The sequence below is a fragment of the Massilia sp. YIM B02763 genome, from assembly GCF_030412015.1.
In the GTDB taxonomy this organism is placed as follows: domain Bacteria; phylum Pseudomonadota; class Gammaproteobacteria; order Burkholderiales; family Burkholderiaceae_D; genus Telluria.
The window spans coordinates 1-23,832 of sequence record NZ_JASNRD010000023.1 but is presented as its reverse complement, the minus strand read 5'-3'; the positions used below and the strand labels follow the sequence as shown (position 1 = coordinate 23,832).

At 67.7% G+C, this 23,832-nt stretch carries 20 protein-coding genes; 7 read left to right on the top strand and 13 right to left on the bottom strand.

Annotated features, from left to right (window positions below):
- Nucleotides 1–59: 59 nt before the first annotated feature.
- Entirely contained in the window at nucleotides 60–296 is a 237-nt protein-coding gene (locus QPK32_RS22485; protein WP_290415014.1) for a BrnA antitoxin family protein, read from the bottom strand.
- Between the two features lie 356 nt (nucleotides 297–652).
- Here QPK32_RS22485 and metH point away from each other — a divergent pair, with 356 nt between their 5' ends.
- Entirely contained in the window at nucleotides 653–4,426 is a 3,774-nt protein-coding gene (metH, locus tag QPK32_RS22480; protein WP_290415013.1) for a methionine synthase, read from the top strand.
- 94 nt (nucleotides 4,427–4,520) lie between these two features.
- Here the strand turns inward: metH and QPK32_RS22475 are convergent, their stop codons facing one another.
- The 8 genes from QPK32_RS22475 to rsmB form a co-directional block, all read right to left on the bottom strand.
- Nucleotides 4,521–5,843, bottom strand: a complete 1,323-nt coding sequence (locus QPK32_RS22475; protein WP_290415012.1) for an EAL and HDOD domain-containing protein — start codon at nucleotides 5,841–5,843, stop codon at nucleotides 4,521–4,523.
- A 96-nt stretch (nucleotides 5,844–5,939) separates the two neighbouring features.
- A complete protein-coding gene (locus tag QPK32_RS22470) occupies nucleotides 5,940–6,707 on the bottom strand; it encodes a class II glutamine amidotransferase (protein ID WP_290415011.1) in 768 nt (255 codons plus the stop codon).
- A gap of 165 nt (nucleotides 6,708–6,872) precedes the next feature.
- Nucleotides 6,873–7,130: a DUF3567 domain-containing protein gene (locus QPK32_RS22465; protein ID WP_036172695.1), complete on the bottom strand. Its 258-nt coding sequence runs from the start codon at nucleotides 7,128–7,130 to the stop codon at nucleotides 6,873–6,875.
- Nucleotides 7,131–7,312: 182 nt separating this feature from the next.
- Entirely contained in the window at nucleotides 7,313–7,690 is a 378-nt protein-coding gene (locus QPK32_RS22460) for a GTPase (protein ID WP_374046778.1), read from the bottom strand.
- Nucleotides 7,687–8,442: a response regulator gene (locus QPK32_RS22455; protein ID WP_290415009.1), complete on the bottom strand. Its 756-nt coding sequence runs from the start codon at nucleotides 8,440–8,442 to the stop codon at nucleotides 7,687–7,689. The genes QPK32_RS22460 and QPK32_RS22455 overlap by 4 nt, the downstream gene beginning before the upstream one ends.
- A gap of 237 nt (nucleotides 8,443–8,679) precedes the next feature.
- Nucleotides 8,680–10,998: an ATP-binding protein gene (locus tag QPK32_RS22450; RefSeq protein WP_290415008.1), complete on the bottom strand. Its 2,319-nt coding sequence runs from the start codon at nucleotides 10,996–10,998 to the stop codon at nucleotides 8,680–8,682.
- Nucleotides 10,999–11,001: 3 nt separating this feature from the next.
- Entirely contained in the window at nucleotides 11,002–11,526 is a 525-nt protein-coding gene (locus QPK32_RS22445; protein WP_290415007.1) for a DUF4390 domain-containing protein, read from the bottom strand.
- 75 nt (nucleotides 11,527–11,601) lie between these two features.
- Nucleotides 11,602–13,212: a 16S rRNA (cytosine(967)-C(5))-methyltransferase RsmB gene (rsmB, locus tag QPK32_RS22440; protein ID WP_290415006.1), complete on the bottom strand. Its 1,611-nt coding sequence runs from the start codon at nucleotides 13,210–13,212 to the stop codon at nucleotides 11,602–11,604.
- Nucleotides 13,213–13,407: 195 nt separating this feature from the next.
- Between rsmB and argS the strand changes: the two genes are divergently transcribed.
- From argS to QPK32_RS22410, 6 genes are all read left to right on the top strand, one after another.
- Complete coding sequence (argS, locus tag QPK32_RS22435; RefSeq protein WP_290415005.1) at nucleotides 13,408–15,120, top strand: arginine--tRNA ligase; 1,713 nt, start codon at nucleotides 13,408–13,410, stop codon at nucleotides 15,118–15,120.
- A gap of 35 nt (nucleotides 15,121–15,155) precedes the next feature.
- A complete protein-coding gene (locus QPK32_RS22430) occupies nucleotides 15,156–15,905 on the top strand; it encodes an SPOR domain-containing protein (RefSeq protein WP_290415004.1) in 750 nt (249 codons plus the stop codon).
- A gap of 61 nt (nucleotides 15,906–15,966) precedes the next feature.
- Nucleotides 15,967–16,647, top strand: a complete 681-nt coding sequence (locus QPK32_RS22425; RefSeq protein ID WP_290415003.1) for a thiol:disulfide interchange protein DsbA/DsbL — start codon at nucleotides 15,967–15,969, stop codon at nucleotides 16,645–16,647.
- A complete protein-coding gene (locus tag QPK32_RS22420) occupies nucleotides 16,644–17,417 on the top strand; it encodes a biotin--[acetyl-CoA-carboxylase] ligase (protein WP_290415002.1) in 774 nt (257 codons plus the stop codon). Before QPK32_RS22425 ends, QPK32_RS22420 begins: the two co-directional genes overlap by 4 nt.
- A gap of 9 nt (nucleotides 17,418–17,426) precedes the next feature.
- Complete coding sequence (locus tag QPK32_RS22415) at nucleotides 17,427–18,149, top strand: type III pantothenate kinase (protein ID WP_290415001.1); 723 nt, start codon at nucleotides 17,427–17,429, stop codon at nucleotides 18,147–18,149.
- A gap of 12 nt (nucleotides 18,150–18,161) precedes the next feature.
- The gene (locus tag QPK32_RS22410; protein ID WP_290415000.1) at nucleotides 18,162–18,908 is read left to right on the top strand and encodes an SPOR domain-containing protein; all 747 of its coding nucleotides are present in this window, start codon (nucleotides 18,162–18,164) and stop codon (nucleotides 18,906–18,908) included.
- A gap of 62 nt (nucleotides 18,909–18,970) precedes the next feature.
- Here the strand turns inward: QPK32_RS22410 and QPK32_RS22405 are convergent, their stop codons facing one another.
- The 4 genes from QPK32_RS22405 to mreD form a co-directional block, all read right to left on the bottom strand.
- Nucleotides 18,971–19,972, bottom strand: coding sequence for a septal ring lytic transglycosylase RlpA family protein (locus QPK32_RS22405; RefSeq protein WP_290414999.1), 1,002 nt, complete (start codon nucleotides 19,970–19,972; stop codon nucleotides 18,971–18,973).
- A 72-nt stretch (nucleotides 19,973–20,044) separates the two neighbouring features.
- Nucleotides 20,045–21,160, bottom strand: a complete 1,116-nt coding sequence (gene rodA, locus QPK32_RS22400) for a rod shape-determining protein RodA (protein ID WP_290414998.1) — start codon at nucleotides 21,158–21,160, stop codon at nucleotides 20,045–20,047.
- Nucleotides 21,161–21,163: 3 nt separating this feature from the next.
- Entirely contained in the window at nucleotides 21,164–23,113 is a 1,950-nt protein-coding gene (gene mrdA / locus QPK32_RS22395; RefSeq protein ID WP_290414997.1) for a penicillin-binding protein 2, read from the bottom strand.
- Between the two features lie 25 nt (nucleotides 23,114–23,138).
- Nucleotides 23,139–23,660: a rod shape-determining protein MreD gene (gene mreD, locus QPK32_RS22390; protein WP_290415052.1), complete on the bottom strand. Its 522-nt coding sequence runs from the start codon at nucleotides 23,658–23,660 to the stop codon at nucleotides 23,139–23,141.
- Nucleotides 23,661–23,832 lie beyond the last annotated feature (172 nt).

Sequence of the window (23,832 nt, the reverse complement as noted above, 5' to 3'; positions counted from 1 at the left end):
CATGCTGAAACATGAATCGGCCGTTTGTCATTGCGACGGGCGCTGGGCCCCGGTATTACTTAGTGCTGCTCGCCCGAAGCGCGCACGCGATTGGCTTCCATGTATTCACGCAGCACCTGGTTGATACGGGTCTGGTAGCCCGGACCGGCCGATTTGAACCATTCCAGCATGTCGACGTCCAGGCGGATGGTAACGATTTGTTTCACACCGGCGACGGCGTGGGTCTTGGCCGGAGCGGCGGTTTCTTCGCTGCGGACTGCCGGCTGGTCCCATTCAGGCACGTATTCTTTATTCATAGCAATTTTCCGAGTAGGCGGCGGGGCAACGGCCCGCACTTTCCGTTGATTTGGACTAGGAACCGCGCTCGCTGGCGGCTCCATGGCGTTTATTGTCACGCCTGTATGTATCCTGAAAATTGCTGAAATGCCGCGTTTTGTATCTCAATGTAACAACAGCGTTTTAGAAACATTACGTTACAAACGTCTTTACATCGTGGTTTTCTTGACCCGGATTGCATCATCTTATTGACGCGAGAACAAACTCTTCCAGTGACTGTATAATTTCAGACCCACCTCGCGAAACCCGCCGATCCAGCCGCCTGCAGGGCTCGTCGGGTATCCAACTAAGATCAGTCCCCAAGGAAAGCAGAACGATGACCACCGTCCACGTCCCCTCCCCCGTCGAAGCCCAGTTGCGCGCCACCCTGGCCCGCCGCATCATGATCCTCGATGGCGCGATGGGCACGATCATCCAGCAGTACAAGCTGGACGAGACCGCATACCGCGGCGGTCCGCAGGGGCGCTTCATCGATTTCGCGGCGCCCGAAGGCAGCGGCGCGCGCGAGCTGTTCGTCAAGGGCAACAACGAGCTGCTGAACCTGACGCAGCCGCAGGTCATCCAGGAGATCCACGAACGCTACCTGGCGGCCGGCGCCGACATCATCGAGACCAATACCTTCGGCGCGACCAGCGTGGCCCAGGACGACTACCACATGGCGCATCTCGTCTACGAGATGAACGTGCAAGCGGCGAAGCTGGCGCGCGCCGCCTGCGCCAAGTATTCGACGCCGGACCAGCCGCGCTATGCCGCCGGCGCCCTCGGCCCCACGCCCAAGACGGCGTCCATCTCGCCCGACGTCAACGACCCCGCCGCGCGCAACGTCACGTTCGACCAGCTGGTCGCCGCCTATCACGAGCAGGTGTGCGCGCTGGTCGAGGGCGGCGTCGACCTGCTGCTGGTCGAGACCATCTTCGACACGCTGAACTGCAAGGCCGCGCTGTTCGCCATCGACCAGTATTTCGACGAGCATCCCGAAACGCCGCGCCTGCCGCTGATGATCTCCGGTACCGTCACCGACGCCTCGGGCCGCATCCTGTCCGGCCAGACCGTCACCGCCTTCTGGAACTCGGTGCGCCACGCGAAGCCGCTGACCATCGGCCTGAACTGCGCGCTGGGCGCCGCCCTGATGCGCCCGTACGCGCAGGAACTGTCGCAGATCGCCGATACCTATGTGTGCATCTACCCGAACGCCGGCCTGCCCAACCCGATGAGCGACACCGGCTTCGACGAACTGCCGGAAGACACCTCCGCCCTGCTGCGCGAATTCGCCGACGCCGGCTTCGTCAACGTGGCCGGCGGCTGCTGCGGTACGACGCCGGAACATATCCAGGCCATCGCGCAACTGCTGTCGACCGCCGCGCCGCGCACGGTGCCCGAGATCCCGACGGCGCTGCGCCTGTCGGGCCTGGAGCCGTTCACCATCGACGACGACTCGCTGTTCGTCAACGTCGGCGAGCGCACCAACGTGACGGGTTCGAAGGCGTTCGCGCGCATGATCCTGAACGAGCAGTACGACGAGGCGCTGTCGGTGGCGCGCCAGCAGGTCGAGAACGGCGCCCAGGTCATCGACATCAACATGGACGAGGCGATGCTGGACTCCGTGGCCGCGATGACGCGCTTCCTGAACCTGGTGGCGTCGGAACCGGACATCTCGCGCGTGCCGATCATGGTCGACTCGTCGAAGTGGAGCGTGATCGAGGCGGGCCTGAAGTGCGTGCAGGGCAAAGCCATCGTCAACTCGATCTCGATGAAGGAAGGCGAGGAGGAATTCCTGCGCCAGGCGAAACTGTGCCGCCGCTACGGCGCCGCCGTCATCGTCATGGCCTTCGACGAGAAGGGCCAGGCCGACACCTTCGAGCGCAAGATCGAGATCTGCAAGCGCGCCTACGACACCCTGGTGGAGAAAGTGGGCTTCCCGCCCGAGGACATCATCTTCGACCCGAACATCTTCGCCATCGCCACCGGCATCGAGGAACACGACAACTACGCCGTCGACTTCATCAACGCCACCCGCTGGATCCACGAGAACCTGCCGCACGCGAAGATCTCGGGCGGCGTGTCGAACGTGTCGTTCTCGTTCCGCGGCAACGACCCGGCGCGCGAGGCGATCCACACCGTGTTCCTGTACCACGCGATCAAGGCCGGCATGACCATGGGGATCGTCAACGCCGGCATGGTCGGCGTCTACGACGACCTCGACCCCGAATTGCGCGAGCGCGTGGAAGACGTGGTGCTGAACCGCCGCCCCGATGCCACCGAGCGCATGATCGAATTCGCGGGCCAGCTGAAGGCCGGCGGCGCCAAGCAGGAGCAGAACCTCGAGTGGCGCAACGCCCCCGTCCAGAAGCGCCTGGCGCACGCCCTCGTGCACGGCATCACGCAGTGGATCGTCGAGGACACCGAGGAAGCGCGCCAGAAGATCATGGCCGACGGCGGCCGCCCGATCCACGTGATCGAGGGCCCGCTGATGGACGGCATGAACGTGGTCGGCGACCTGTTCGGCCAGGGCAAGATGTTCCTGCCGCAGGTGGTGAAATCCGCGCGCGTGATGAAGCAGGCCGTGGCCCACCTGGTGCCGTTCATCGAGGAAGAAAAGGCGGCGGAAGAAGCGCGCACCGGCATCGTGGCGAAACCGAAGGGCAAGATGGTGATCGCCACCGTGAAGGGCGACGTGCACGACATCGGCAAGAACATCGTCTCGGTGGTCCTGCAGTGCAATAACTTCGAGATCGTCAACATGGGCGTGATGGTGCCCGCCGCCGAGATCCTGGCCAAGGCCAAGGAGGAGAACGCGGACATCGTGGGCCTGTCGGGCCTGATCACGCCCTCGCTGGAAGAGATGGCCCACGTGGCGCGCGAGATGCAGCGCGACCCGTGGTTCCGCGACCGCAAGATCCCCCTGCTGATCGGCGGCGCCACCACCAGCCGCGCCCACACGGCCGTCAAGATCGCGCCGCACTACGAGGGCCCCGTCGTGTACGTGCCGGACGCCTCGCGTTCCGTGTCGGTGGGCCAGTCGCTGGTGACGGCCGACCTGCGCGAGGGCTACGTGGCCGAGCTGGAGTCCGACTACGAGCGCATCCGCGAGCAGCACGCCAACAAGAAGGCGCTGCCGATGGTGTCGCTGGCGCAGGCGCGCGCCAACAAGGCCAAGCTGGCGTATGCGCCGGCCAAGCCGAAGTTCGTCGGCCGCCGCGTCTTCAAGAACGTCGACCTGGCGCTGCTGGCGCGCTACATCGACTGGGGCCCGTTCTTCCAGACCTGGGACCTGGCCGGCCCCTACCCCGCCATCCTGACCGACGAGGTCGTGGGCGAGGCGGCGACGAAGGTCTTCGCCGAAGGCCAGGCGATGCTCAAGAAGATCATCGACGGCCGCTGGCTGACGGCCAACGGCGTCATCGCCCTGCTGCCGGCGAACGCGGTGAACGACGACGACATCGAGGTCTACAAGGACGACACGCGCGCGCAGGTCGACTTCACCTGGTACGGCCTGCGCCAGCAGGGCGTCAAGCCCGTGGTCGACGGCGTGCAGCGCCCCAACCAGTGCCTGGCCGACTTCATCGCGCCGAAGTCGTCGGGCATCGCCGACTACATCGGCATGTTCGCCGTCACGTCGGGCCTGGGCATCGAGAAGCACGAGCAGCGTTTCGAGCAAGCGGGCGACGACTACTCGTCGATCATGCTGAAAGCGCTGGCCGACCGCCTGGCCGAAGCCTTCGCCGAATACCTGCACGAGCGCGTGCGCACGGACCTGTGGGGCTATGCGGCGGGCGAGGACCTGAGCAACGCGGCCCTGATCAAGGAAGAATACGTGGGCATCCGCCCGGCGCCGGGCTATCCGGCCTGCCCCGAGCACACGGTCAAGAAGGAGCTGTTCGAGACGCTGCAGGCGAACGAGATCGGCATGGAGCTGACGGAATCGTACGCGATGTACCCGGGCGCGGCGGTCTCGGGCTTCTACTTCTCGCACCCGGAATCGAAGTACTTCGTGGTCGGGAAGATCGGCCAGGACCAGCTCGAGGACATGGCCAAGCGCCGCGGCATGCCCAAGGACGAGCTGGAGCGCCACCTGGCGCCGAATCTCTGATTGGCCGGTTGACGTTGCGGTGGGCACGTGGTGCCCACCCTACGTCCACATCGCCGTAGGGTGGGCATCACATGCCCACCATCACCGGCGCCGGTCAGATAGCGTAACGGACGACGTTATCGCTCCACTGATAGGCCGCCATCTCCATCTCCACCATGTCGTCGCTGGAAATCTGCAGCGACTTCAGCGTCGGCATCACCTCGTCGTCCGCGCTGTCGGCCTGCTCGATCAGCTCCGCCAGTTTCAGCAGCTCGCCGAAGAAGCCCTGGCGCGACAGCAGCGCCTTGCGGATCTCGTCGCTCACGGGGATCTGCTCGACGATGTCGGCCATCGGGATGCCGAACAGCGTATCCATCAGCGACATGATGCCGACGGTGAAGGCGACGTCGCCCAGGTAGCCTTGGGCGGGACGCAGGCGCTTGGCCAGCAGCTCCATCAGGCGGCCGCGCGTGGTCGCGAGCATCAGCAGCGGGGTCTGGTTGTGGCCGCGCGTCGCGGGCTCGGCGTACAGCATGATCTGCAGCCAGCGCTGCAGCTGGCGCCGGCCCAGCACGACGAGGGCCTGGGCGACGGAATCGATGCGCTGGCGCACGCCCACGGCCGGCGTGTTCACGAGGCGCAGCAGGTTCAGCGCCAGCGTGACGTCCTTCTTCACGGCGCGCTCGACCTCGGCGTTGTCGACGTCCGAGGTCACGAGGTTCAGCAGGTTCAGCACCGTCATCTGCGACGGCGACAGCTTGCGTCCGCCCAGCACGGACGGCTTGGCGAAATAATAGCCCTGGAAGTAGTCGAAGCCGAGGTCGAGGCAGGCTTCGTATTCCTCGCGCGTTTCCACCTTTTCCGCGACCAGCTGCCTTTCCATGCCGTGCAGGCGCCGCGCCAGGTCCGGCAAGGCGGGAAGCGTCACGCCGCGCAGGTCCAGCTTGACGAAGCCGGCCAGCGGCAGCAGGCGCTGCAGGCGCAGGCTGTCGCCCTCGATGCCGTCCAGCGCGAAGCGGAAGCCGTGGCCGGCCAGTTCGCGCATGCGCGCGATCACCGCGTCGTCGGGATCGACGGAGCCGACGATCTCGAGCACCGTACGCTCGCGCGGCAGGAAGGCGAAGATGTCGCTGGCCAGCACGTCGGCATCGACGTTCAGGAAACAGGTGGCGTCGCCGATCGCGCGCGCCAGGCCGAGCTGGGCGGCATGGGCGATCACGGCGGCGGTGGCCGTCAGGCCGCTGGGCATGGCGGCGCCCGCCGGGTCGGGCTGCGCCGGCGCGCCGGCGGCCATCGCGCTGGCCGGGACGCCACTGCGGAACAGCAATTCATAGCCGAACAGTGCCTGGTGGCGGTCCAGCACGGGCTGGCGCCCCAGATAGAAGTCGCGCACGCGCAGCGGGTAATTGGCGTGGTCCAGGCTGGCGGTATCGGTCATCTCGGACTCTTTCACATGGGAACTAGGCTACTTTACCGCATTCCACAGTGGAGGTGAAAACTGGAAATTAATTTCGCCTGAAAACGCCTGGTCGGCTCAGGTTTGCGGCCATCCGTCCACGAACAGCTTCAACTCGCCTTCCGCGAAATCGGTCCAGGTCTCGTTGGTCGTGAGCGGCGTGGTGACGATGATGGCGACCCGGTCGCTGGGCGTGGTCACCTGGGAAAAGTCGACCGACAGGTCTTCGTCGGCCAGGCAGGCGGCCGCGAACGGGTACTGGCGCACCACGTAGCACAGCTTGGTCGAGCAATGGGCGAACAGCGCGGTGCCGTCCGACAGCATCATGTTGAAGGTGCCGTGGCGCGCGATCGCCGGCACAAGGTCGGCCAGCGCGGCGCGCAGGGTCGGCAGCGGGGGCGCCTGGTCGCCGAAGCGCTCGCGCAATTGCTGCAGCAGGAAGCAGAAGGCGCGCTCGCTGTCGGTGGTGCCGACCGGGCGGTACGGCCCGTCGAGCACGGGGTCGAAGTCCTTCAGGTCGCCGTTGTGCGCGAACACCCAGTAGCGGCCCCACATCTCGCGCACGAAGGGATGGCAGTTCTCCAGCGCCACCTGGCCTTGCGTGGCCTTGCGGATGTGGGCGATGACGTTCAGCGACTTGATCGGATAGTGCTTGATCAGTTCGGCGATCGGCGAGGCGACGGCCGCCTGGTGGTCGACGAAATGGCGCACGCCGGCGCCCTCGAAGAAGGCGATGCCCCAGCCGTCATGGTGGGTATCGGTGCGGCCGCCGCGGTGGGCGAAACCGGTAAAGCTGAACACGATGTCTGTGGGGACATTGCAGTTCATGGCGAGGAGTTGACACATGGTCGAAGCTTACCATGCGTCGGCGCAAAGACGGAATGCGAAACGTGTGGCTGAGGAAGGATGCGGGGATGGGAGAAGGCGGGCTGGCCGCGTCGCCTTCCGGATGGCGCGTCACGCAGGCCAGTGGCCGGGCTACCCGCAGGGATAGGCCCGGGAAAACAAAGATTAATGCAGTACGACCGGTTGGCTCATCAGGGTATCGTAGGAACCCAGGAAGTCGTCGATCTCTTCCATCGTGGGTTCGCTGGCGATCAGGTTGTTCACGTCGCGCCGGAACGATTGTGCCAGTTTGCCGCCGATGAATGCTTCGCGCCGGCCGGATTTGTCGACGATCTCGTAGCCGCCGAAGCGCAGCGCTTCGAGGTTGTGATCGACGCCGAATTCGACGACGCTGTACTGTTCGCTGTTGTAGATCATGTTCATGATGACTCCTTCACTCGATCAGATGGGTGCAAGGTTGCGCCCGGCGGCGGACGCTAGGGTATTGCACTTCGCATACCACTTCGCGCATTCCATTTCGATTAAGAGATGAGGCTGACGAACCGGATTTCAAGAAGCGCTACAACTTGTTACGTTTGCAGCCCTGTTCGCGGGATTTGGGCGATTCAGGCTCCGAGATCCGGCGTCAGCGTCAACAGCTGATCGTATGGCTCGGATTGCAGCCACGATCGCAACTGATCAAGGTGCTCGCTCTGTGCGACGCCGATGAACAGGCGTTGCGGACGGCGCCGCAGCAGGCGATTCAATGTTACACGCAAAACGAGATTGCCGGTGCAGCACAGGCAACCGGGCGCGATGCGGGTCGCGCGCCAGTCATCGGGCAGGGTATCGAGGGGAGAGTCGCCCGAGGCCAGGCCTTCGAGGATCACGGCGGTGGCGCCGTCGATGGGAGCGGCGGCCAGGCGGGCGGCGATCGCCGCTTCCCTGGCCCGGGCGCTGGCCCCCGTGACCAGGGTGGCGGTCACGGGAGGCGCCGCCGTCATTGGACGTTTTTCTTGCCCAGCTTGCCGGGTTCGACGCCCAGCTGCTTGAGCTTGCGGTACAGGTGGGTGCGTTCCAGGCCGGTCTTCTCGGCCACGCGCGTCATCGAACCGCCTTCGCGGCCCAGGTGGTGTTCGAAGTACATGCGCTCGAAGGCGTCGCGCGCCTCGCGCAGCGGCAAGTCGAAGGACAGCGTGTAGCCGTGCGCATGCGCCTCGCCGTTGGACGGGCGCCCGATCCCGATCGCGCCGCCGCCCAGCGCCCCGCCCATCGCTCCACCCTGCTGCGGCGCGTACATCGGCTGCGCCTGGACGCTCGGCTCCGGCGCGGCCGGCACCGCCGCCGCCACCTGCGGACGCGGGGCGAGCGCAGGCGCGCGCGCCGCTTCCTGGCCGCGCGCCAGGCCTTGCTGCACCGCCTTGAGCAGTTTTTGCAGGGCGATCGGTTTCTCGAGGAAGTTCAGCGCGCCGATGCGGGTCGCCTCGACGGCCGTGTCGATGGTGGCGTGGCCGGACATCATGATGACCGGCATGGTCAGCAAGCCGTCGCGCTGCCATTCCTTCAGCAGGGTGACGCCGTCGGTGTCCGGCATCCAGATATCGAGCAGCACCAGGTCGGGCGCGCCCTGCTGGCGCGCCTGGCGCGCCTGCTGGGCGTTTTCAGCCAGTTGCACGGCATGGCCTTCGTCACCCAGGATTTCCGAGAGCAGCTCGCGGATCCCCATTTCATCGTCGACTACGAGTATGTTCGCCATCTTGTCATGCCTTCCTGGTCTTTAGCGGGCACGCCGAACAACCTACTGCGCGTTGCACCGGCGGCCTGCGATGCTCGCTGTACTTCTCGCACAGCTGCGCTTCTCGGCCACCATTGCCGCCGCTCGCGACGGTTGTTCGACGTGCTGATACTGTTACGGGCAAGCTTAAAAGCGCCACATGTGTGGCGCTTTTTTCAAGCTTACCTTACAGCCAAGATTTTATGCGCGAATCGCGCTTTAGGCCAAGTTCGCCTCTGGGGCTAACTTTAACAGCAAAATCGATACCGAAGCGCCAGTTCCATCCGAGCGGTTGGCGACGTCGATCCGGCCCCCGTGTTCGTCCACGATCTTCTTCACCATCGGCAGGCCCAGGCCCGTGCCGCGCGCCTTGGACGTGACGTAGGGCTCGAAGGCGCGCGTCAGGATCTTGGGCGCGAAGCCGGGGCCGTTGTCGACGATGGCCAGGCGCACCGCGGTGCCCGTGCAGCCGTCGGCGCCCACGTAGTGGATGGCTTCCGTGGTGATGTCGATGCGCGGCGCGGCGTCGGCGGGCGGCTGGTCGGCCAGCGCGTCCTGGGCGTTCTGCAGCAGGTTGTGGATCACCTGGCGCAGTTGGGTCGCGTCCCCCATCACGGGCGGCAGGCCGGCAGCCAGCTGCGGGTGGATCGTGTCGGAGCCGTCGTCGGACAGGTAGAGATTGAGGATTTCCTCGATCAGCGCGTTCAGGTCGAGCGGCGACAGCACGGCCGGCGGCGCCTTGGCGTAGTCGCGGAAGTCGTCGACCATGCGCTTCATCGCGGCGACCTGGTTGACGATGGTGTCGGTGGCCTTGTTCAGCAGCGCGGCGCCGTCCGCGTCGACGCGCTCGGCCAGCTTCATCTGCAGGCGCTCGGCCGACAGCTGGATCGGCGTCAGCGGGTTCTTGATCTCGTGCGCCAGCCGGCGCGCGACCTCGCCCCAGGCCACCGAGCGCTGCGCCGAGATCACGTCGGAGATGTCGTCGAACACCACGATGAAGCCGCTGCCCGCCCCCACCGGCAGGCGCGAGCCGCGCGCCAGCACGGTGATGTCGTGGTCGTCGGCGCTGCCGGGACGGCGCGGGATCTCGATCTGCTGCTGCCAGTGCGCGCGCAGCGGGCTGCGCACCCGGCCGCCGCGCCCGGCCGCCGCCGTCGCGTTCTGGGCCGCGCTTTGCGCGGAATGGGCCGAGAACGCGCGCGTGACGGCGCCGGCGAACGCTTCCAGGCCCTCGATCTCGTCCAGCGGACGGCCCGCCAGCGACGCCACGTCGACCTGCAGGATGCGGTGCACGGCGTCGTTCGAATTGACCACGACGCCGTCGGCGTCCATCACGATCACGCCGGCCGACATGTTCGCCAGCACCGACTCCAGGTGGGCCTTGGCGCTTTCCAGCGCGGCGCGGTTGCGCTCCACCGCGGAACGCGCCTCGAACAGCTGGCCCGTCATGGCATTGAAGGACTGGGTCAGCGTGCCCAGTTCGTCCTTGGTCTCGACGATGGGACGCGGCGACAGGTCGCCCTCGGCCACCGCGCGCGTGCCCTCGGCCAGCACCAGCAGCGGCTGGGCGAGGTTGCGCGCGATGAGGAAGGCGCTGCCGATGGCGGCGAAGATCGCCAGCAGCAGCGTCAGCGTCAGCGTGCCGATGTACATCTTGCGCAAGCCCGTGCGCGCGTCGGCGCGCGACTTGTATTCGGTGTAGGCCGTGCTGAGCACCTCGGCGTTGGACGCCAGGTTGACGGGCACGCCCTGCAGCAGCTGCAGGTAGCGCGGCGCCATGCCCGGCGGTTCGGGCACGGCGATCACGACGCGCAGGCGCAGGCCGGTGGCGGCGTCGAGCGCGCTGGGCTGGTCGTCGCCCATCTTGGCGAGGTCGTGGTCGATGCCGCCTTCCGGCCGCGCGTAACCGCCCGGCATGGCGGCCTGGCGCAGCATCTGGGCGGTCGGCAGGTCGGGCGTCAGGTCGGCGTTGCGCACGTCGGACGACGAGGCGACCAGCTTGCCGTCGGCCGACAGCAGCATCGCGCTCTGCATGCCGCTGATCTCCTCCACCGCGCGGATCAGGATCGCGTGCGCCATCAGGTCGTCCTGGCCCGCCAGCGTGGCCGCGGTGGTGCCGGCGTTGGCGCCGAGGTCGGTGAGCGCTTCGTCCAGCGCCGCATGGCCCAGGTTCAGGCCCGACTGCAGCGCGGCCTCGATCTTGACGTCGAACCAGGACTCGATCGAGTGCGAGACGAACTGCACCGAGACCATGAAGATGACGAGGCCGGGCAGGATGCCGATGCCGGCGAACAGCAGCATCAGGCGCGCCATCAGGCGCGAGCCGAAGCGGCCCGCCTTGTAGCCCGAATACAGGCGCGCCAGGTTGACGATCACGAGGATCAGCAGCGCGCCGGCGACGGCCGCGTTCAGTCCCAGCAACCAGTAGTAGTTACGGTCGAAGAAGCCCGAGTTGTCGGATGCCGATGCGAGCAGGAACAGCAGGATCGAAGCGATCGCGCTGCCGACCACCAGGGCGTAACGCAGGGCCTGGGTCACGGCTTACTCCGCACGGTAGGTGAAGGTCTTCTTGTGCGACGTCAGGCGCCAGTCGGAGTTGTTGAAGGCATCCACCTGGAGCGGCTTCTGCAGGTACTCGCGGTCCATGAACATGCGCAGGGAGACGTTGTAGGTCTCGCCGGGCTTGAGCGTGCCCTTGGCGCCGATCAGCCAGCGGCCCGGACGGCGGATCAGGAACAACGCTTCGTCGAGGGTATCGAAGGTCTGCTGCACGCTGCCCGGCGCGGACACGTGGTAGACCCGGGTCAATACGTCGTAGTACAAGCGCACCGTGCGCTTGGACGAGATGGCGCGGTCGTCGGTCCAGTACCAGCGCGGGCGCGTCAGTTCGATCTCGGTGGTGAAGTACAGCGGGGTGCCGTGCTGGACGGCCTGCTGCAGGCCGTAGGGCAGTTCGAACGCATAGTTCACCGACAGGCGGTAGCCGTCGTCGGAAGCCTCGATGCTGGCGCGGGTGATCTCGATCCCATCGGCCGCCTGCGCGCCCGCGCATGCGAAAGCCAGCATGAGCTGGCAGGCGAGGAGGCGGAAAAATCGTAAAGTCACTAGGGCCAGAGCCTTAAAAAGCGTTGTCGGGAAGTCTCACGCCCCAGCCTTGTGGAACAGGGCGTAGAACAGACCGTCATGATCCTGCCCGGCGCCGCTTTCGGGAAGCAGTTGGCCCGGTGCATCGAGTCGGACCGCGTTATTGCGCGCCGCGAAGGCGGCGGCCTGCGCTTCCGATTCCTGCGGCCAGAGCGAACATGTCACGAACAGCAATTTACCATCGGGGCGGAGCATTCGCCAAAGATTGTCGAGTATTTTCCCGGAAAGTGTTGCAAGTTGGTGGGTATCGCTTTTACGGCGCAGCCAGCGGATATCCGGGTGGCGGCGGACGATACCGGAGGCCGTGCACGGCACGTCCGCCAGGATACGATCGTATTGACGACCATCCCACCAATCGGCGTCTTCCGCGGCCCCCGCCTTGACGCTGGCGGACAAGCCCAGGCGCTGCAGGTTCTGCTCCACGCGCAGCAGGCGGCGCGCGTCGACGTCCAGCGACGTCAGCTCCACGTCCGCGCATTCGAGGATGTGGCCGCTCTTGCCGCCCGGGGCGGCGCAGGCGTCCAGCACGCGCATGCCGTCCCGCAGGTCCAGCAGCGGCGCGGCGAGCTGGGCGCCCGCGTCCTGCACCGACACCAGGCCTTCCGCAAAGCCGGGAATCTGGCCGACATTGACGGCGTGCGCCAGGCGCAGCGCGCTCGGCCCGATTCGCTGTGCCTGCATGCCGGCCGCGGCCAGCATCTGCAGGTAGGCGTCGACGTCCGTCTTGCGGCGGTTCACGCGCAGCGTCAGCGGTGGCTGGCGGTTGCCTTCCTTCAGGATCGCCTGCCACTGGCGCGGATAGGCGGTGCGCACGGCATCGATCCACCACTGCGGGTAGTTCCACTGGGCCAGCGACTCGCGCAGCGCCTCGGCGACCAGCGCGTCGCGCTCGCGCAGGAAACGGCGCAGCACCGCGTTCACCATCGCCTTCGCGTGGGCGAAGTCGGGGTGGGCGGCGGCCGCGCCGACGGCCTGGTCGACCACCGTGAAGGCTTCGTACGGCGCCGCCGTGCCCTCCGGCTGGTCGAGCAGCGCGAGCGCGGCATGCAGCAGGCCGGCCAGCATCGGCGGCTCCGGCGCCTTGCTCGTCATCAGGCCAAGCAGGACTTCGCTGCGTCCCAGCTGGCGCATGGCGCGGTAGGCGATGTCCTGGATCGCGCCGCGCGCCTGCGGGGTGGCGTCGTAGGCATCGAAGGTCTCGGCCAGCGCCTGCGGCAGCGCGGTGCCGGCGCGCACGCGCGCCAGGCTGCGCGCGGCGCCCAGCAGCGCAAAGGCGAGCGCATCCGGCTTCAGTTCGGGACGGTAGTCGAGCTGGACCGGGTTCTTGACTTCATGGCTGTGGCGCAGGCGCGCCTCGGACTGGTGCCCGGCTCCGCCCGCCGCACCGCTCGCCGTCCCTGCCTGCTCGACGACGGGTCGCTTCTCGGCCGGCGCCGGCGCCTGCGCGCGCGCCTGGGCCTGCTTCGGCGCGGGACGCGGACCTGCCGGCTTCGCGCCGCCGGCACGTGCCGGCCCACCCGGGCGCGCGCCGGGCTGCCCCGGGCGCTTGGCCGCGCCGGCCGCCTTGGCCTTGGGTTTGAGGGTGAGCGTCGGGCGCTTTTCGGTCATGGCAATCAGTCAATGCATAAAGACGCACATTGTAACGGGTAAGCGTTGCGCAGGCTTAAGCGAGGCTTTGGAGATGTGCCCGCGATGGGCGACGCGGCGGTTGGCCGGGCGCGGCAAACCAGTATAATGACCGCTGTTTGCCCGCGGCACGACCATCGCCCGGCACCGCTGTCCATTATATTTTCGACCATTCCCATGCTCGCCCAACAAAAACAAGAGATCGTCGCCCTGTTCCAGGCCGCCCTGGCTCCCATCGTCGCCGGCAGCGACCTGACGCCGAACGTCGTATTGGAGCGTCCGCGCGACCCCAGCCACGGCGACATCGCCTGCAACATCGCCATGCAGCTGGCCAAGCCGCTCAAGACCAATCCGCGCGAACTGGCCACCCGCCTGGTCGCCGCGCTGCTGGCCGACCCGAAGGCCCAGGGCCTGGTGGAGTCGGCCGACGTGGCCGGCCCCGGCTTCATCAACCTGCGCGTGTCGGCCGCCGCCAAGCAGTCGGTCGTGCGCACCATCCTGCAGCAGGGCGAGCAGTTCGGCCGCGGCACGGGCGGCAACGGCCACCACGCGATCATCGAATTCGTCTCGGCCAACCCGACCGGCCCGCTGCACGTGGGCCACGGCCGCCAGGCGGCGCTGGGCGACGCCCTGTCCTCGCTGTTCGAAGCGCAGGGCCACCAGGTGACCCGCGAGTTCTACTACAACGACGCCGGCGTGCAGATCGCCACGCTCGCCACCTCGGTCCAGGCGCGCGCGCGCGGCTTCAAGCCGGGCGACGCCGAGTGGCCCGAGTCGGCCTACAACGGCGACTACATCGCCGACATCGCCGCCGACTTCCTGGCGAAGAAGACCGTGTCGGCCAGCGACGGCGCGCCCGCCACGGCCAGCGGCGACGTCGACGACATCGAGTCGATCCGCCGCTTCGCCGTGACCTACCTGCGCAACGAGCAGGACCAGGACCTGCAGGCCTTCGGCGTCAAGTTCGACAACTACTACCTCGAATCGTCGCTGTACGCCGACGGCAAGGTCGAGGCGGCCGTGCAGGCGCTGGTCGATGCCGGCGTCACCTACGAACAGGACGGCGCGCTGTGGCTCAGGACCACCGACTACGGCGACGACAAGGACCGCGTGATGCGCAAGTCCGACGGCACCTATACCTATTTCGTGCCGGACGTGGCGTACCACATCCAGAAGTTCAAGCGCGGCTTCGACCAGGCCATCAACATCCAGGGCAGCGACCACCACGGCACCATCGCGCGCGTGCGCGCCGGCCTGCAGGCGGTGAACATCGGCATCCCCCAGGGCTATCCCGACTACGTGCTGCACAAGATGGTCACCGTCATGAAGAACGGCGAGGAGGTCAAGATCTCCAAGCGCGCCGGTTCCTACGTCACCGTGCGCGACCTGATCGAATGGTCCGGCAACGGCGACGTCACCCGCGGCCGCGACGCCGTGCGTTTCTTCCTCATCTCGCGCAAGGCCGACACCGAGTTCGTGTTCGACGTCGACGTGGCCCTGGCGACCAACGACGAGAACCCCGTCTACTACGTGCAGTACGCCCACGCGCGCATCTGCTCGGCCCTGGCCAACTGGGGCGGCGATCCGGCGACCCTGGCCGGCGTCGACCTGTCGCCGCTGACGGAGCCGCACGAGCAGGCGCTGCTCGCGAAGCTGGCGTCGTATCCGGAGATGCTGCAGCGCGCCCAGGCCGAACTCGGCCCGCACCAGGTGGCGTTCTACCTGCGCGAGCTGGCCGGCGAGCTGCACAGCTACTACTTCGCGCACAAGTGGCTGCTGGACGACGACGAGGCGCTGAAGCTGGCGCGCCTGGCCCTGGCCACGGCGACGCGCCAGGTGCTGCGCAACGGCCTCGCGCTGATCGGCGTGTCCGCCCCCGACAAGATGTAAGCGTTTACTTTTTCGATCGTTACGACACCGCACCAATGACCGCCGCATTTCGCCCAGACTTCCGCTCAGCTCTCAGTCTTCGCTCTCTTTCGCGCCAACGCGGCAGCACGCTGACTGGCCTCATCATCGGCCTGATCATCGGCCTGGGCATCGCGGTCGCGGTGGCCCTGACGATCACCAAGGGCGCCTCGCCCTTCACCGACAAGACGGCCAAGTCGGGCCGTCCGGCCGACCCGGCGCCGGGCCAGGCCGCCGATCCGAACAAGCCGCTGTACGGCAACCGCGACGCCGCCCGCGAAGCGAACCGCGCGCTGGCCGACAAGGCCACGCGCGCGCCGGTTGCACCGACCGCACCGGCCGCGCCGAGCGAGACGAAGGCGGCGGACGCCGATCCGCTGGGCCAGATGATCGCCGGCCTGAAGGATCCGTCCGAGAAGCCCGCGGCGCCGGTCGCCCATGCCCCATCCCAGGCCGCCCGTGCACCGTCGGCACCGCCCGCGCCGGCGAGCGCCACGGCGGCCCCGCCGGCGCCCGCCCCGGCGTCCGGCGACTACATCTATTACCTGCAGGCCGGCGCGTTCCGCGACATCTCGGACGCCGAGGCGACCCGCGCCAAGCTGGCCCTGCTCGGCTTCGAGGCCTCGATCAGCGACCGCACCAGCGGCGACAACGTGCTGCACCGCGTGCGCCTCGGCCCCTACAACCAGGTCGAAACGATGAACAAGGCGCGCGCCAAGCTGCTCGACAGCGGCGTCGACGTCGCCATCGTGCGCAACCAGCGCTGATCTGCGCCCGATCTGCGCGCCCGATCCACGCAAACTCAGCGTCATCAACCAAGGAGAAGCCATGCGCGCACTGCGCCGCCTGTTCTGCACCGCCCTCGCCGGCCTGGCCGCCGCCGCCGTCCTCCCCGCCGGCGCGTCCGAGCCGCAAGCCGGCAAGGATTACGTGACCCTGGCCAATGCCCAGCCCACCGAGTCCGGCAAGAAGGTCGAGGTCATCGAGTTCTTCGCGTACTACTGCCCGCACTGCTACGCCTTCGACCCGATGCTGACGGAATGGGTCAGGAAACAGGGCGACAACATCGTGTTCAAGCGCGTGCACGTGTCGGCCGGCGCGTCCGCGGTGCCGCAGCAGCGCCTGTTCTACACGCTCGAGGCCATGGGCCTGACGGAGCAGTACCACACCAGGGCCTTCGAGGCGATCCACGTGCAGCGCATCCGCTTCGCCAATGACGAGCAGGTGTTCGACTGGGCGGCGAAGAACGGCATCGACCGCGCCAAGTTCGTCGCCACCTACAACTCCTTCGGCATCGGGGCCCGCCTGCGCCGCGCGTCGGCGATGATGGAATCCTACGACGTCCAGTACTGGCCGATGATCGTGATCGACGGCCGCTACGTGACCTCGCCGTCGCAGGCCGGCAAGGGCGCGGGTCCGGGCCTGTCCGAGACCCGGCAGCAGCAACTGTCGCTGCAGGTGATGGATGCGCTGGTGGCGAAGGCGAAGGCGGAGAAGAACGCTCAGTGAACGCCGAGCGCATCATGGCGCGCTCGACGAGCGGCGTCGCCGTCGAGGTAGTGCGGGAAACCGGCTCGACCAACGCCGACCTGCTGGCGCGCGCGCCCACGCTGCAGGCGCCGCTGCTGCTGGTCGCCGAACACCAGACCGCCGGACGCGGACGGGCCGGCCGCAGCTGGCTGTCGGCGCCGGGCCATTCCCTTACCTTCTCGCTGGCCTGGCGCCTCGAGGGCGGGCTGCAGCGCCTGACCGGCCTGCCGCTCGCGATCGGCACGGCGCTGGCGGAGACGCTGGGCCGCCTGGGCCAGCCAGTGAAGCTGAAATGGCCGAACGACGTCCTCAAGGACGGCGACAAGCTGGCCGGCATCCTGGTCGAGACGCAGGGAGCGCAGGGAGAGCCTGGCGGCGCGACCTGGGCCGTGATCGGCATCGGATTGAACCTGGCGATGCCGGACGAACTCGAAGCACAAATCGGGCGCGCCGTCGCCTCGATGCCCTGGCTGGCGCGCATGGACCGCGACACGCTGATGGCCGCCCTGCTGGACGGCCTGGCGGGGGCGCTGGATGAATTCGCCCGGCACGGCTTCGCCGCGTTCAGCGCGCGCTGGAACCTGCTGCATGCCTACCAGGGCGAGCCGGTCGTCATTCTCGACCGCGGCGACGTGCTGCACGAGGGCCTGGCCGCCGGCGTCGACGATGCCGGCCGCCTGCTGCTGGACACGGCCGTGGGACGCGTCGCCATCGTCGCCGGCGACGTCTCGCTGCGGCCAAAGCCATAGGAGACCGCCATGCTGCTGCTCGTGGACGCCGGCAATACCCGCATCAAATGGGCGCTCGCGCCGGTCGGCGCGGCGCCCGGCGACTGGATCGCCCACGGCGCCGTGCCGCATGCGGAGCTGGAACGCCTGGTGCCCGCCTGGGCGGGACATGGCGTGACGCGAGCGATCGTCTCGAACGTGGCCGGCGCCGCCATGGCCGCGCAGCTGCAGGCCGTGCTGCCGGTGGCGCCGACCTGGTTCACGGCGCGCGCCGAACTGGCGGGCCTCGTCAACCGCTACCGCGATCCCGCGCAGCTGGGCAGCGACCGTTTCGCCGCCGCCCTCGGCGCGCGCACGCTGGCGCCCGGCAAGGCCCTCGTCGTCGCCACCTGCGGCACCGCGACCACGGTCGATGCCGTCAGCGCCGGCGGCGAATTCCTGGGCGGGATGATCTTGCCGGGCCTGGGCCTGATGCTCGGCGCGCTCGCGCGCGGCACCGCGCAACTGCCCCAGGTGGTCCCGGGCGCGGCCCCGCCGACCTTTGCCGACCATACGAGCGACGCCATCCTGTCCGGCTGCCTGGCGGCGCAGGCCGGCGCGATCGAACGCGCCTGCGCCCGCTTGCCGGCCGCGCTGTGCATCGTCTCCGGCGGCGCCGCGCCCGGCATCGCGCCGCTGCTGACGGTGCCGCACTGGATGCTGGACAATATCGTGCTGGTGGGCCTGCATGCGGCGGCCCCGCACCTGGACTGACGAGGAATCCCGATGCTGCGACTCGCCTTCTGGTCCCTGCTGGCCTTGAACCTGATCCTGTTCGCCTATGCCCAGGGCGTCCTCGGCACGGCCAGGACCCTCGACCACGAACCGGCGCGCCTGAAGCGCCAGTTCAATACCGCCAAGCTGACGCTGCTGACGCGCGAGCAGGCCGAGGCGGCCGCCAGCGCGGCCCCGGCGCCGACGGCGCCGGGCGATGCGGCGGATGCACCCGCACCCGCCCCTGCCGCGCCCTCCCCTGCCGCGGCGGCAACACCCGCCGAGGCGCCGCAGGCTGCCTTTGCCTGCACCGAGATCGGCCCCTTCGACGAGGCCGACGCGCGCCGCTTCGAGACGCGCCTGGCCGCGCTCGACCTGGGCGAGCGCCAGTCGCGCCAGGGCGTGCAGGCGCAGGACGTGAACAGCTGGCTGGTGAACATCCCGCCCCAGGGCGGCAAGGAAGGCGCCGAGCGCAAGTCGGCCGAGCTGCGCGAACTGGGCGTGACCAATTTCTACGTCTTGCAGGGCGACTCGCCGATGAAGTACGCGATCTCGCTGGGCGTGTTCAAGACCGAAAAGGGCGCCCAGGCGCTGCTGGCGCAGCTGAACAAGCAGGGCGTGCACAGCGCCCGGATCACGCCGCGCGGTCCGCAGACCACGCACTACGTGTACCGCGTGCGGGCGCTGGATGCGGCGACCCGCAAGCGCATCGAAGGGTATGCGCAGCGCTACGACGTGCCAGTGAAGAGCTGCGCGTAACCACCCCACCACCCCGTCGCCCGTGCGAAGGCAGGGGCGACGTGTTTGATGCTGCGCTTGGTCTAGCGCCGCACGACGATCGGCTTCAAGCCCAGCGACGCCGGCAAGGCCCGCGCCGCTTCCTGCGCCATCGCCCGCGTCTCGTAGGGACCGCAATACAGGCGGTTGATGCTGCCCGAGGCGACCACTTCGAGCGCCTGCGACACGCCCGACTTCTTGATCAACTCGCCCATTTCCTCGGCCTTGCCGGCGCGGCCGAAGGCGCCCAGCTGCAGGTAGTAGCCCGGGGCGGACGAGTTGGGCGAGGAAGACGATGCGGGCTGCGCGGCCGCTTGCGCAGGTTGCGGCCGCGCCACGGCGGCGTTGTCCATCTCGATACGGTCTTCCAGCATGAGGGCGGCGATGCCCGGCGGCGGCAGCGCCTGCGCCTCGGACGCGGCGGCGCGCCGTGCCGTGGCGATGCGCGCACCGTCCTCGGGGAACAGGCGCTCGACCTGGACTTCGTGGCTGCCCTTGCCCAGCAGGCCGAGCTTGAGCGCGGCCGTGTACGACACGTCGATCAGGCGGTCGGAGTGGAAGGGGCCGCGGTCGTTGATGCGCACGATGACGGACTGGCCGCTGTCGATGCTGGTGATGCGGGCATACGAGGGGATCGGCAGCGTGGGGTGGGCGGCCGTCATCTTGTACATGTCGTAGGGCTCGCCCGAGGACGTGCGCTGGCCGTGGAACTTGACGCCGTACCAGCTGGCGATGCCGCGCTGCTTGTACGGTTCCTCGTTCAGCAGGGGCGTGTAGGTGGTGCCGAATACCGTGTACGGACGGTTCGCGAATTTCGCATAGGGCTCGTACTTGACGACGGCGTCGGGCACGTCGCGCAGGCCATCCGGCGGGTTCGCGCCGGGGCCGTCGTCCTGGTAGTAGCCGCCGCGCCCGGAGCCGGCCGCGGGCAGCTTGGGCAGGTCGTTGCCGACGGGAGGATGGTTGGCCGTGACCTTGTGTTTCCAGGGCAGCGGGATCAGGCTTTTGTGTTCGCCGGTTTCCGTGGTACTGCAACCGGTGATCATTGCCAATGACGCAATGACCGCGGGCAGATACCTGGGAACGACCATTGCGTTCTTTTTCATATCAGGTCTGCATCAGGTCTGCACCAGCTTGCGGTGCCGTTGAATGCTCATCAATATACCACTGCCGAGGCCCAAAGTAATCAGCGCGGTTCCTCCGTAGCTCATGAAAGGCAAGGGAACGCCGACGACCGGCAGGATGCCGCTGACCATGCCCATATTGACGAAGGCATACATGAAGAACATCATCGAGATCGCGCCGGCGAGCAGGCGCGTGAACAGGTTCGGCGCATTCGCCGCGATCATCAGGCCGCGGCCGATCAGCAGCAGGTACAGGAACAGCAGCACCAGGTTGCCGACCAGGCCGAATTCCTCCGAATACACGGAGAAGATGAAGTCCGTCGTGCGTTCGGGAATGAACTCCAGGTAGGCCTGCGTGCCCTTCATATAGCCCTTGCCGGAGACGCCGCCGGAGCCGATCGCGATCACCGACTGGATGATGTGGAAGCCCTTGCCCAGCGGGTCGGACGTCGGGTCGATCAGCGTCATCACGCGTTCGCGCTGGTAGTCGTGCAGCATCGACCAGGCCACCGGCAGGCCGGCCGCGCCCAGCGTGCCCAGCGCGACCAGCGCCTTCCACGACAGGCCCGCCAGGAAGATCACCCAGAAGCCGGAGCCGCCGACCAGCAGGGCCGTGCCCAGGTCGGGCTGCTTGGCGATCAGGGCGAACGGGATCAGCAGGAGCAGCGCCGCCACCACGAACGACTGCCATTTCAAGAGGCCCGCGCGGGTCTGGAAGTACCAGGCCAGCATCAGGGGCGTGGCGATCTTCATGATCTCGGACGGCTGGATGTCCACGCCCACGTGCAGCCAGCGCCGCGCGCCCTTCTTGATGATGCCGAACAGCGCCACCGCGATCAGCAGCGACACGCCGAAGCTGTAGATCGGCACCGCCAGGCGCAGCAGCGTCTGGGGCGGGATGTTCGCCGCCACCCACATGACGATGAAGGACAGCAGGATGTTGCGCATCTGCCCTTCCATGCGGCCCGGGAAGTCGTGGCCCGCGGAGCTCAGGGTCAGCGTGCCGGCCGAGAACAGCAGGAACAGGATCATCGCCAGGGGGCCGTCGAAGACCGTGAAATACGGCTTCATGCGGCGCCACAGCGAGCGCCGTTCGGGAATGTGTGCCATCGCTTACTCCACGTTGCCGGCGGCGTCGGCAGGCGCGGCCGGCGCAGCCGCCGCGTCCTTCGGCGCCGCCGGCTTGTCCTTGTCGCCCGGGCGTTTGCCGAGCAGGTAATAATCGAGCGCCTTGCGCGCGATCGGCGCGGCGTAGGTCGAGCCGAAGCCGGCGTTCTCGACGACCATCGCGATCGCGATGCGCGGCTTGTCGGCCGGCGCGAACGCGGTGAACAGCGCGTTGTCGCGCAGGCGCTCGGGCGTCATGTTGTGGTTGTACTTGGCGCCCTTCAAGCCCACCACCTGGGCCGTGCCGGTCTTGCCGCCGGCGACGTAGCCGGCGTTGCGGAACGGGATGAAACCGGTGCCGCTCTGGTCGTTGATCACGCCCACCATGGCGCGCTTGATGACGTCGATGTTTTCCTGCTTGAGCGGGATGCGTCCCGATTCCTTGGGCACCGTCAGCGTGCGCTGGCGCGTGGTCGGGTCCTCGAGCATCTTGACCAGGTGGGGCTTCATCACCACGCCGTTGTTGGCGAGAGTCGCCACTGCGTGCGACAGCTGCAGCATCGTGTAGTTGTTGAAGCCCTGGCCGATCGACACCGAGATCGTGTCGCCGCCGACCCACTTCTGCGCCGCGCGGTTGCGCTTGAAGCGCTCGCGCTTCCATTCCTGCGACGGCAGCACGCCCGCCTTCTCGTGCTCGAGGTCGATGCCGGTCGCTTGGCCGAAGCCGAACTGCTTCATGAAGCCGCTGATCGCGTCGATGCCCATCTCGTTGCCGAGTTGGTAGTAATAGGTGTCGCAGGACATCACGATCGAGCGGTACATGTCCACGTAGCCGTGGCCGCCCGGCTTGTCGTCGTTGAAGCGGTGCCCGCCCAGCATGAAGAAGCCGGCATCGCTGATGCCCTGCTCCGGCCGGCGCTTGCCGAGTTCCAGCGCGGCCAGCGCCATGAAGGGCTTGAAGGTCGAGCCGGGCGGATAGGTGCCGGACAGCGGGCGGTTCATCAGCGGCTTGTCGAGCGAGGTATTCAGCTCGTTCCAGCTCTGGCTGTCGATGCCGTCGACGAACAGGTTGGGGTCGAAGCCGGGGCGCGACACGTAGGCCAGCACGTCGCCCGTCTCCGGCTCGATGGCGACGAGGGCGCCGCGGAAGTCGCCGAACGCTTCCTCGACCACCTTCTGCAGCTCGATGTCGATCGACAGGATCAGGTTGTTGCCCGGGACCGGGGCGCGGCGCGACAGCGTGCGGATGGCGCGGCCGCCCGCCGAGCGCTCGACTTCCTCGTAGCCGGTCTGGCCGTGCAGCTGGCGTTCGTAGCTCTTTTCCAGGCCTTCCTTGCCGATATGGTCGGTGCCATTGTAGTTGGCGGCCACGGCGGCGTCCTCGTCCTCCTCGATCGCCTTGGCTTCCTTCTGGTTGATGCGGCCGATGTAGCCGATCACGTGCGAGGCGATCTCGCCCAGCGGATACTGGCGGAACAGGCGCGCCTGCACCTCCACGCCGGGAAAGCGGAAGCGCTGGGCGGTGAAGCGCGCGACCTCGTCGTCGGTCAGGCGGTTGCGGATCGGGACGCTGGAAAAGTTCTTCGACTCCTCCATCAATCGCTTGAAGCGTTTCCTGTCCTTCGGCTCGATGGCGACCAGCTTGGACAATTCGTCGATGACGGAATCGAGGTTCGCCTCCAGCTTCGAGGGCGTGATCTCCAGCGTGTAGGCGGAGTAGTTGCTGGCCAGGACCACGCCGTTGCGGTCCAGGATCAGGCCGCGGTTGGGGACGATCGGCACCAGCGCGATGCGGTTGTCCTCGGCCTGGGCCATGTACTGGTCGTGCTTGAGCACCTGCAGCCACACCCAGCGCGTCACGAGCAGGCCGAAGCAGATGAAGATGAAGACGACCAGCGCCGTCAGGCGCATGCGGAACAGGTGGATCTCGCGATCGCTGTCTTTTATTTCGGTCATTGCTTAGTCGGGCATCGGTAGGTGCTCAGATCGGACGCGTATGGTCCTTGTCCACGGCGCGGCGCTGCGGCGCCAGCAGCAGCCAGGTGATCACGGGCCACAGGGCCACGGCGATCAGGCTCTCGATGAAGTGCAGCCAGCCCGGGAAGCGCCCTGTCACGAAGAAGCGTACCAGCACCTGGATCGCCTGGGTCAGCAGCAGCAGCGGGAACACGTGCATCGCCTGCGTCATCAGGGGGAACCACAGCACGCGGCGGTGGATCATGATCGCCAGGTAGGACAGCAGCGTATAGGCGAGCGCGTTCTCGCCCAGCAGCGTGGCGTCGTGCACGTCCATCAGGAGGCCCATGCAGAAGGCGATGCCGATGCCGACCTTGCGCGGCTGGTGGATGCCCCAGAACACCAGCACCAGCGCGACGAAGTCGGGCGCGCCGATCCAGCGGCCCCAGGGCAGCAGGTTGAGCATGAAGGCGCACACCAGGCTGAAGGCGATGAACAGCGGACTGGCGGGCAGCAGGATGTAGTGCGGACGGTTCGTCGTCGCCATCAGCCGCCCTCCTTTGGCTGGCTGGCCGGCTGGCGCGCGGCCGGGACTGCCGTGGCCGGCGTTGCGGCGGCCGGCGTCCTGGCGGCGGGTGCGGCTGCAGGTGCGGCTGCAGGCGCGCGCTGCGCGGGGGCAGGCGCGGTCGCCGTGCCTGCCGGCGTTGCCGGCGCGCCGG

Coding starts and splice junctions, on each gene's coding strand:
- rsmB (WP_290415006.1), bottom strand. CDS start 13,212: ATGACCGAAAAGCGCCCGACGCTCACCCTCAAACCCAAGGCCAAGGCG.
- QPK32_RS22445 (WP_290415007.1), bottom strand. CDS start 11,526: ATGCTGGCTTTCGCATGCGCGGGCGCGCAGGCGGCCGATGGGATCGAG.
- metH (WP_290415013.1), top strand. CDS start 653: ATGACCACCGTCCACGTCCCCTCCCCCGTCGAAGCCCAGTTGCGCGCC.
- argS (WP_290415005.1), top strand. CDS start 13,408: ATGCTCGCCCAACAAAAACAAGAGATCGTCGCCCTGTTCCAGGCCGCC.
- mreD (WP_290415052.1), bottom strand. CDS start 23,660: ATGGCGACGACGAACCGTCCGCACTACATCCTGCTGCCCGCCAGTCCG.
- QPK32_RS22415 (WP_290415001.1), top strand. CDS start 17,427: ATGCTGCTGCTCGTGGACGCCGGCAATACCCGCATCAAATGGGCGCTC.
- QPK32_RS22470 (WP_290415011.1), bottom strand. CDS start 6,707: ATGTGTCAACTCCTCGCCATGAACTGCAATGTCCCCACAGACATCGTG.
- QPK32_RS22455 (WP_290415009.1), bottom strand. CDS start 8,442: ATGGCGAACATACTCGTAGTCGACGATGAAATGGGGATCCGCGAGCTG.
- QPK32_RS22475 (WP_290415012.1), bottom strand. CDS start 5,843: ATGACCGATACCGCCAGCCTGGACCACGCCAATTACCCGCTGCGCGTG.
- QPK32_RS22460 (WP_374046778.1), bottom strand. CDS start 7,690: ATGACGGCGGCGCCTCCCGTGACCGCCACCCTGGTCACGGGGGCCAGC.
- mrdA (WP_290414997.1), bottom strand. CDS start 23,113: ATGACCGAAATAAAAGACAGCGATCGCGAGATCCACCTGTTCCGCATG.
- QPK32_RS22485 (WP_290415014.1), bottom strand. CDS start 296: ATGAATAAAGAATACGTGCCTGAATGGGACCAGCCGGCAGTCCGCAGC.
- rodA (WP_290414998.1), bottom strand. CDS start 21,160: ATGGCACACATTCCCGAACGGCGCTCGCTGTGGCGCCGCATGAAGCCG.
- QPK32_RS22410 (WP_290415000.1), top strand. CDS start 18,162: ATGCTGCGACTCGCCTTCTGGTCCCTGCTGGCCTTGAACCTGATCCTG.
- QPK32_RS22465 (WP_036172695.1), bottom strand. CDS start 7,130: ATGAACATGATCTACAACAGCGAACAGTACAGCGTCGTCGAATTCGGC.
- QPK32_RS22430 (WP_290415004.1), top strand. CDS start 15,156: ATGACCGCCGCATTTCGCCCAGACTTCCGCTCAGCTCTCAGTCTTCGC.
- QPK32_RS22425 (WP_290415003.1), top strand. CDS start 15,967: ATGCGCGCACTGCGCCGCCTGTTCTGCACCGCCCTCGCCGGCCTGGCC.
- QPK32_RS22405 (WP_290414999.1), bottom strand. CDS start 19,972: ATGATCACCGGTTGCAGTACCACGGAAACCGGCGAACACAAAAGCCTG.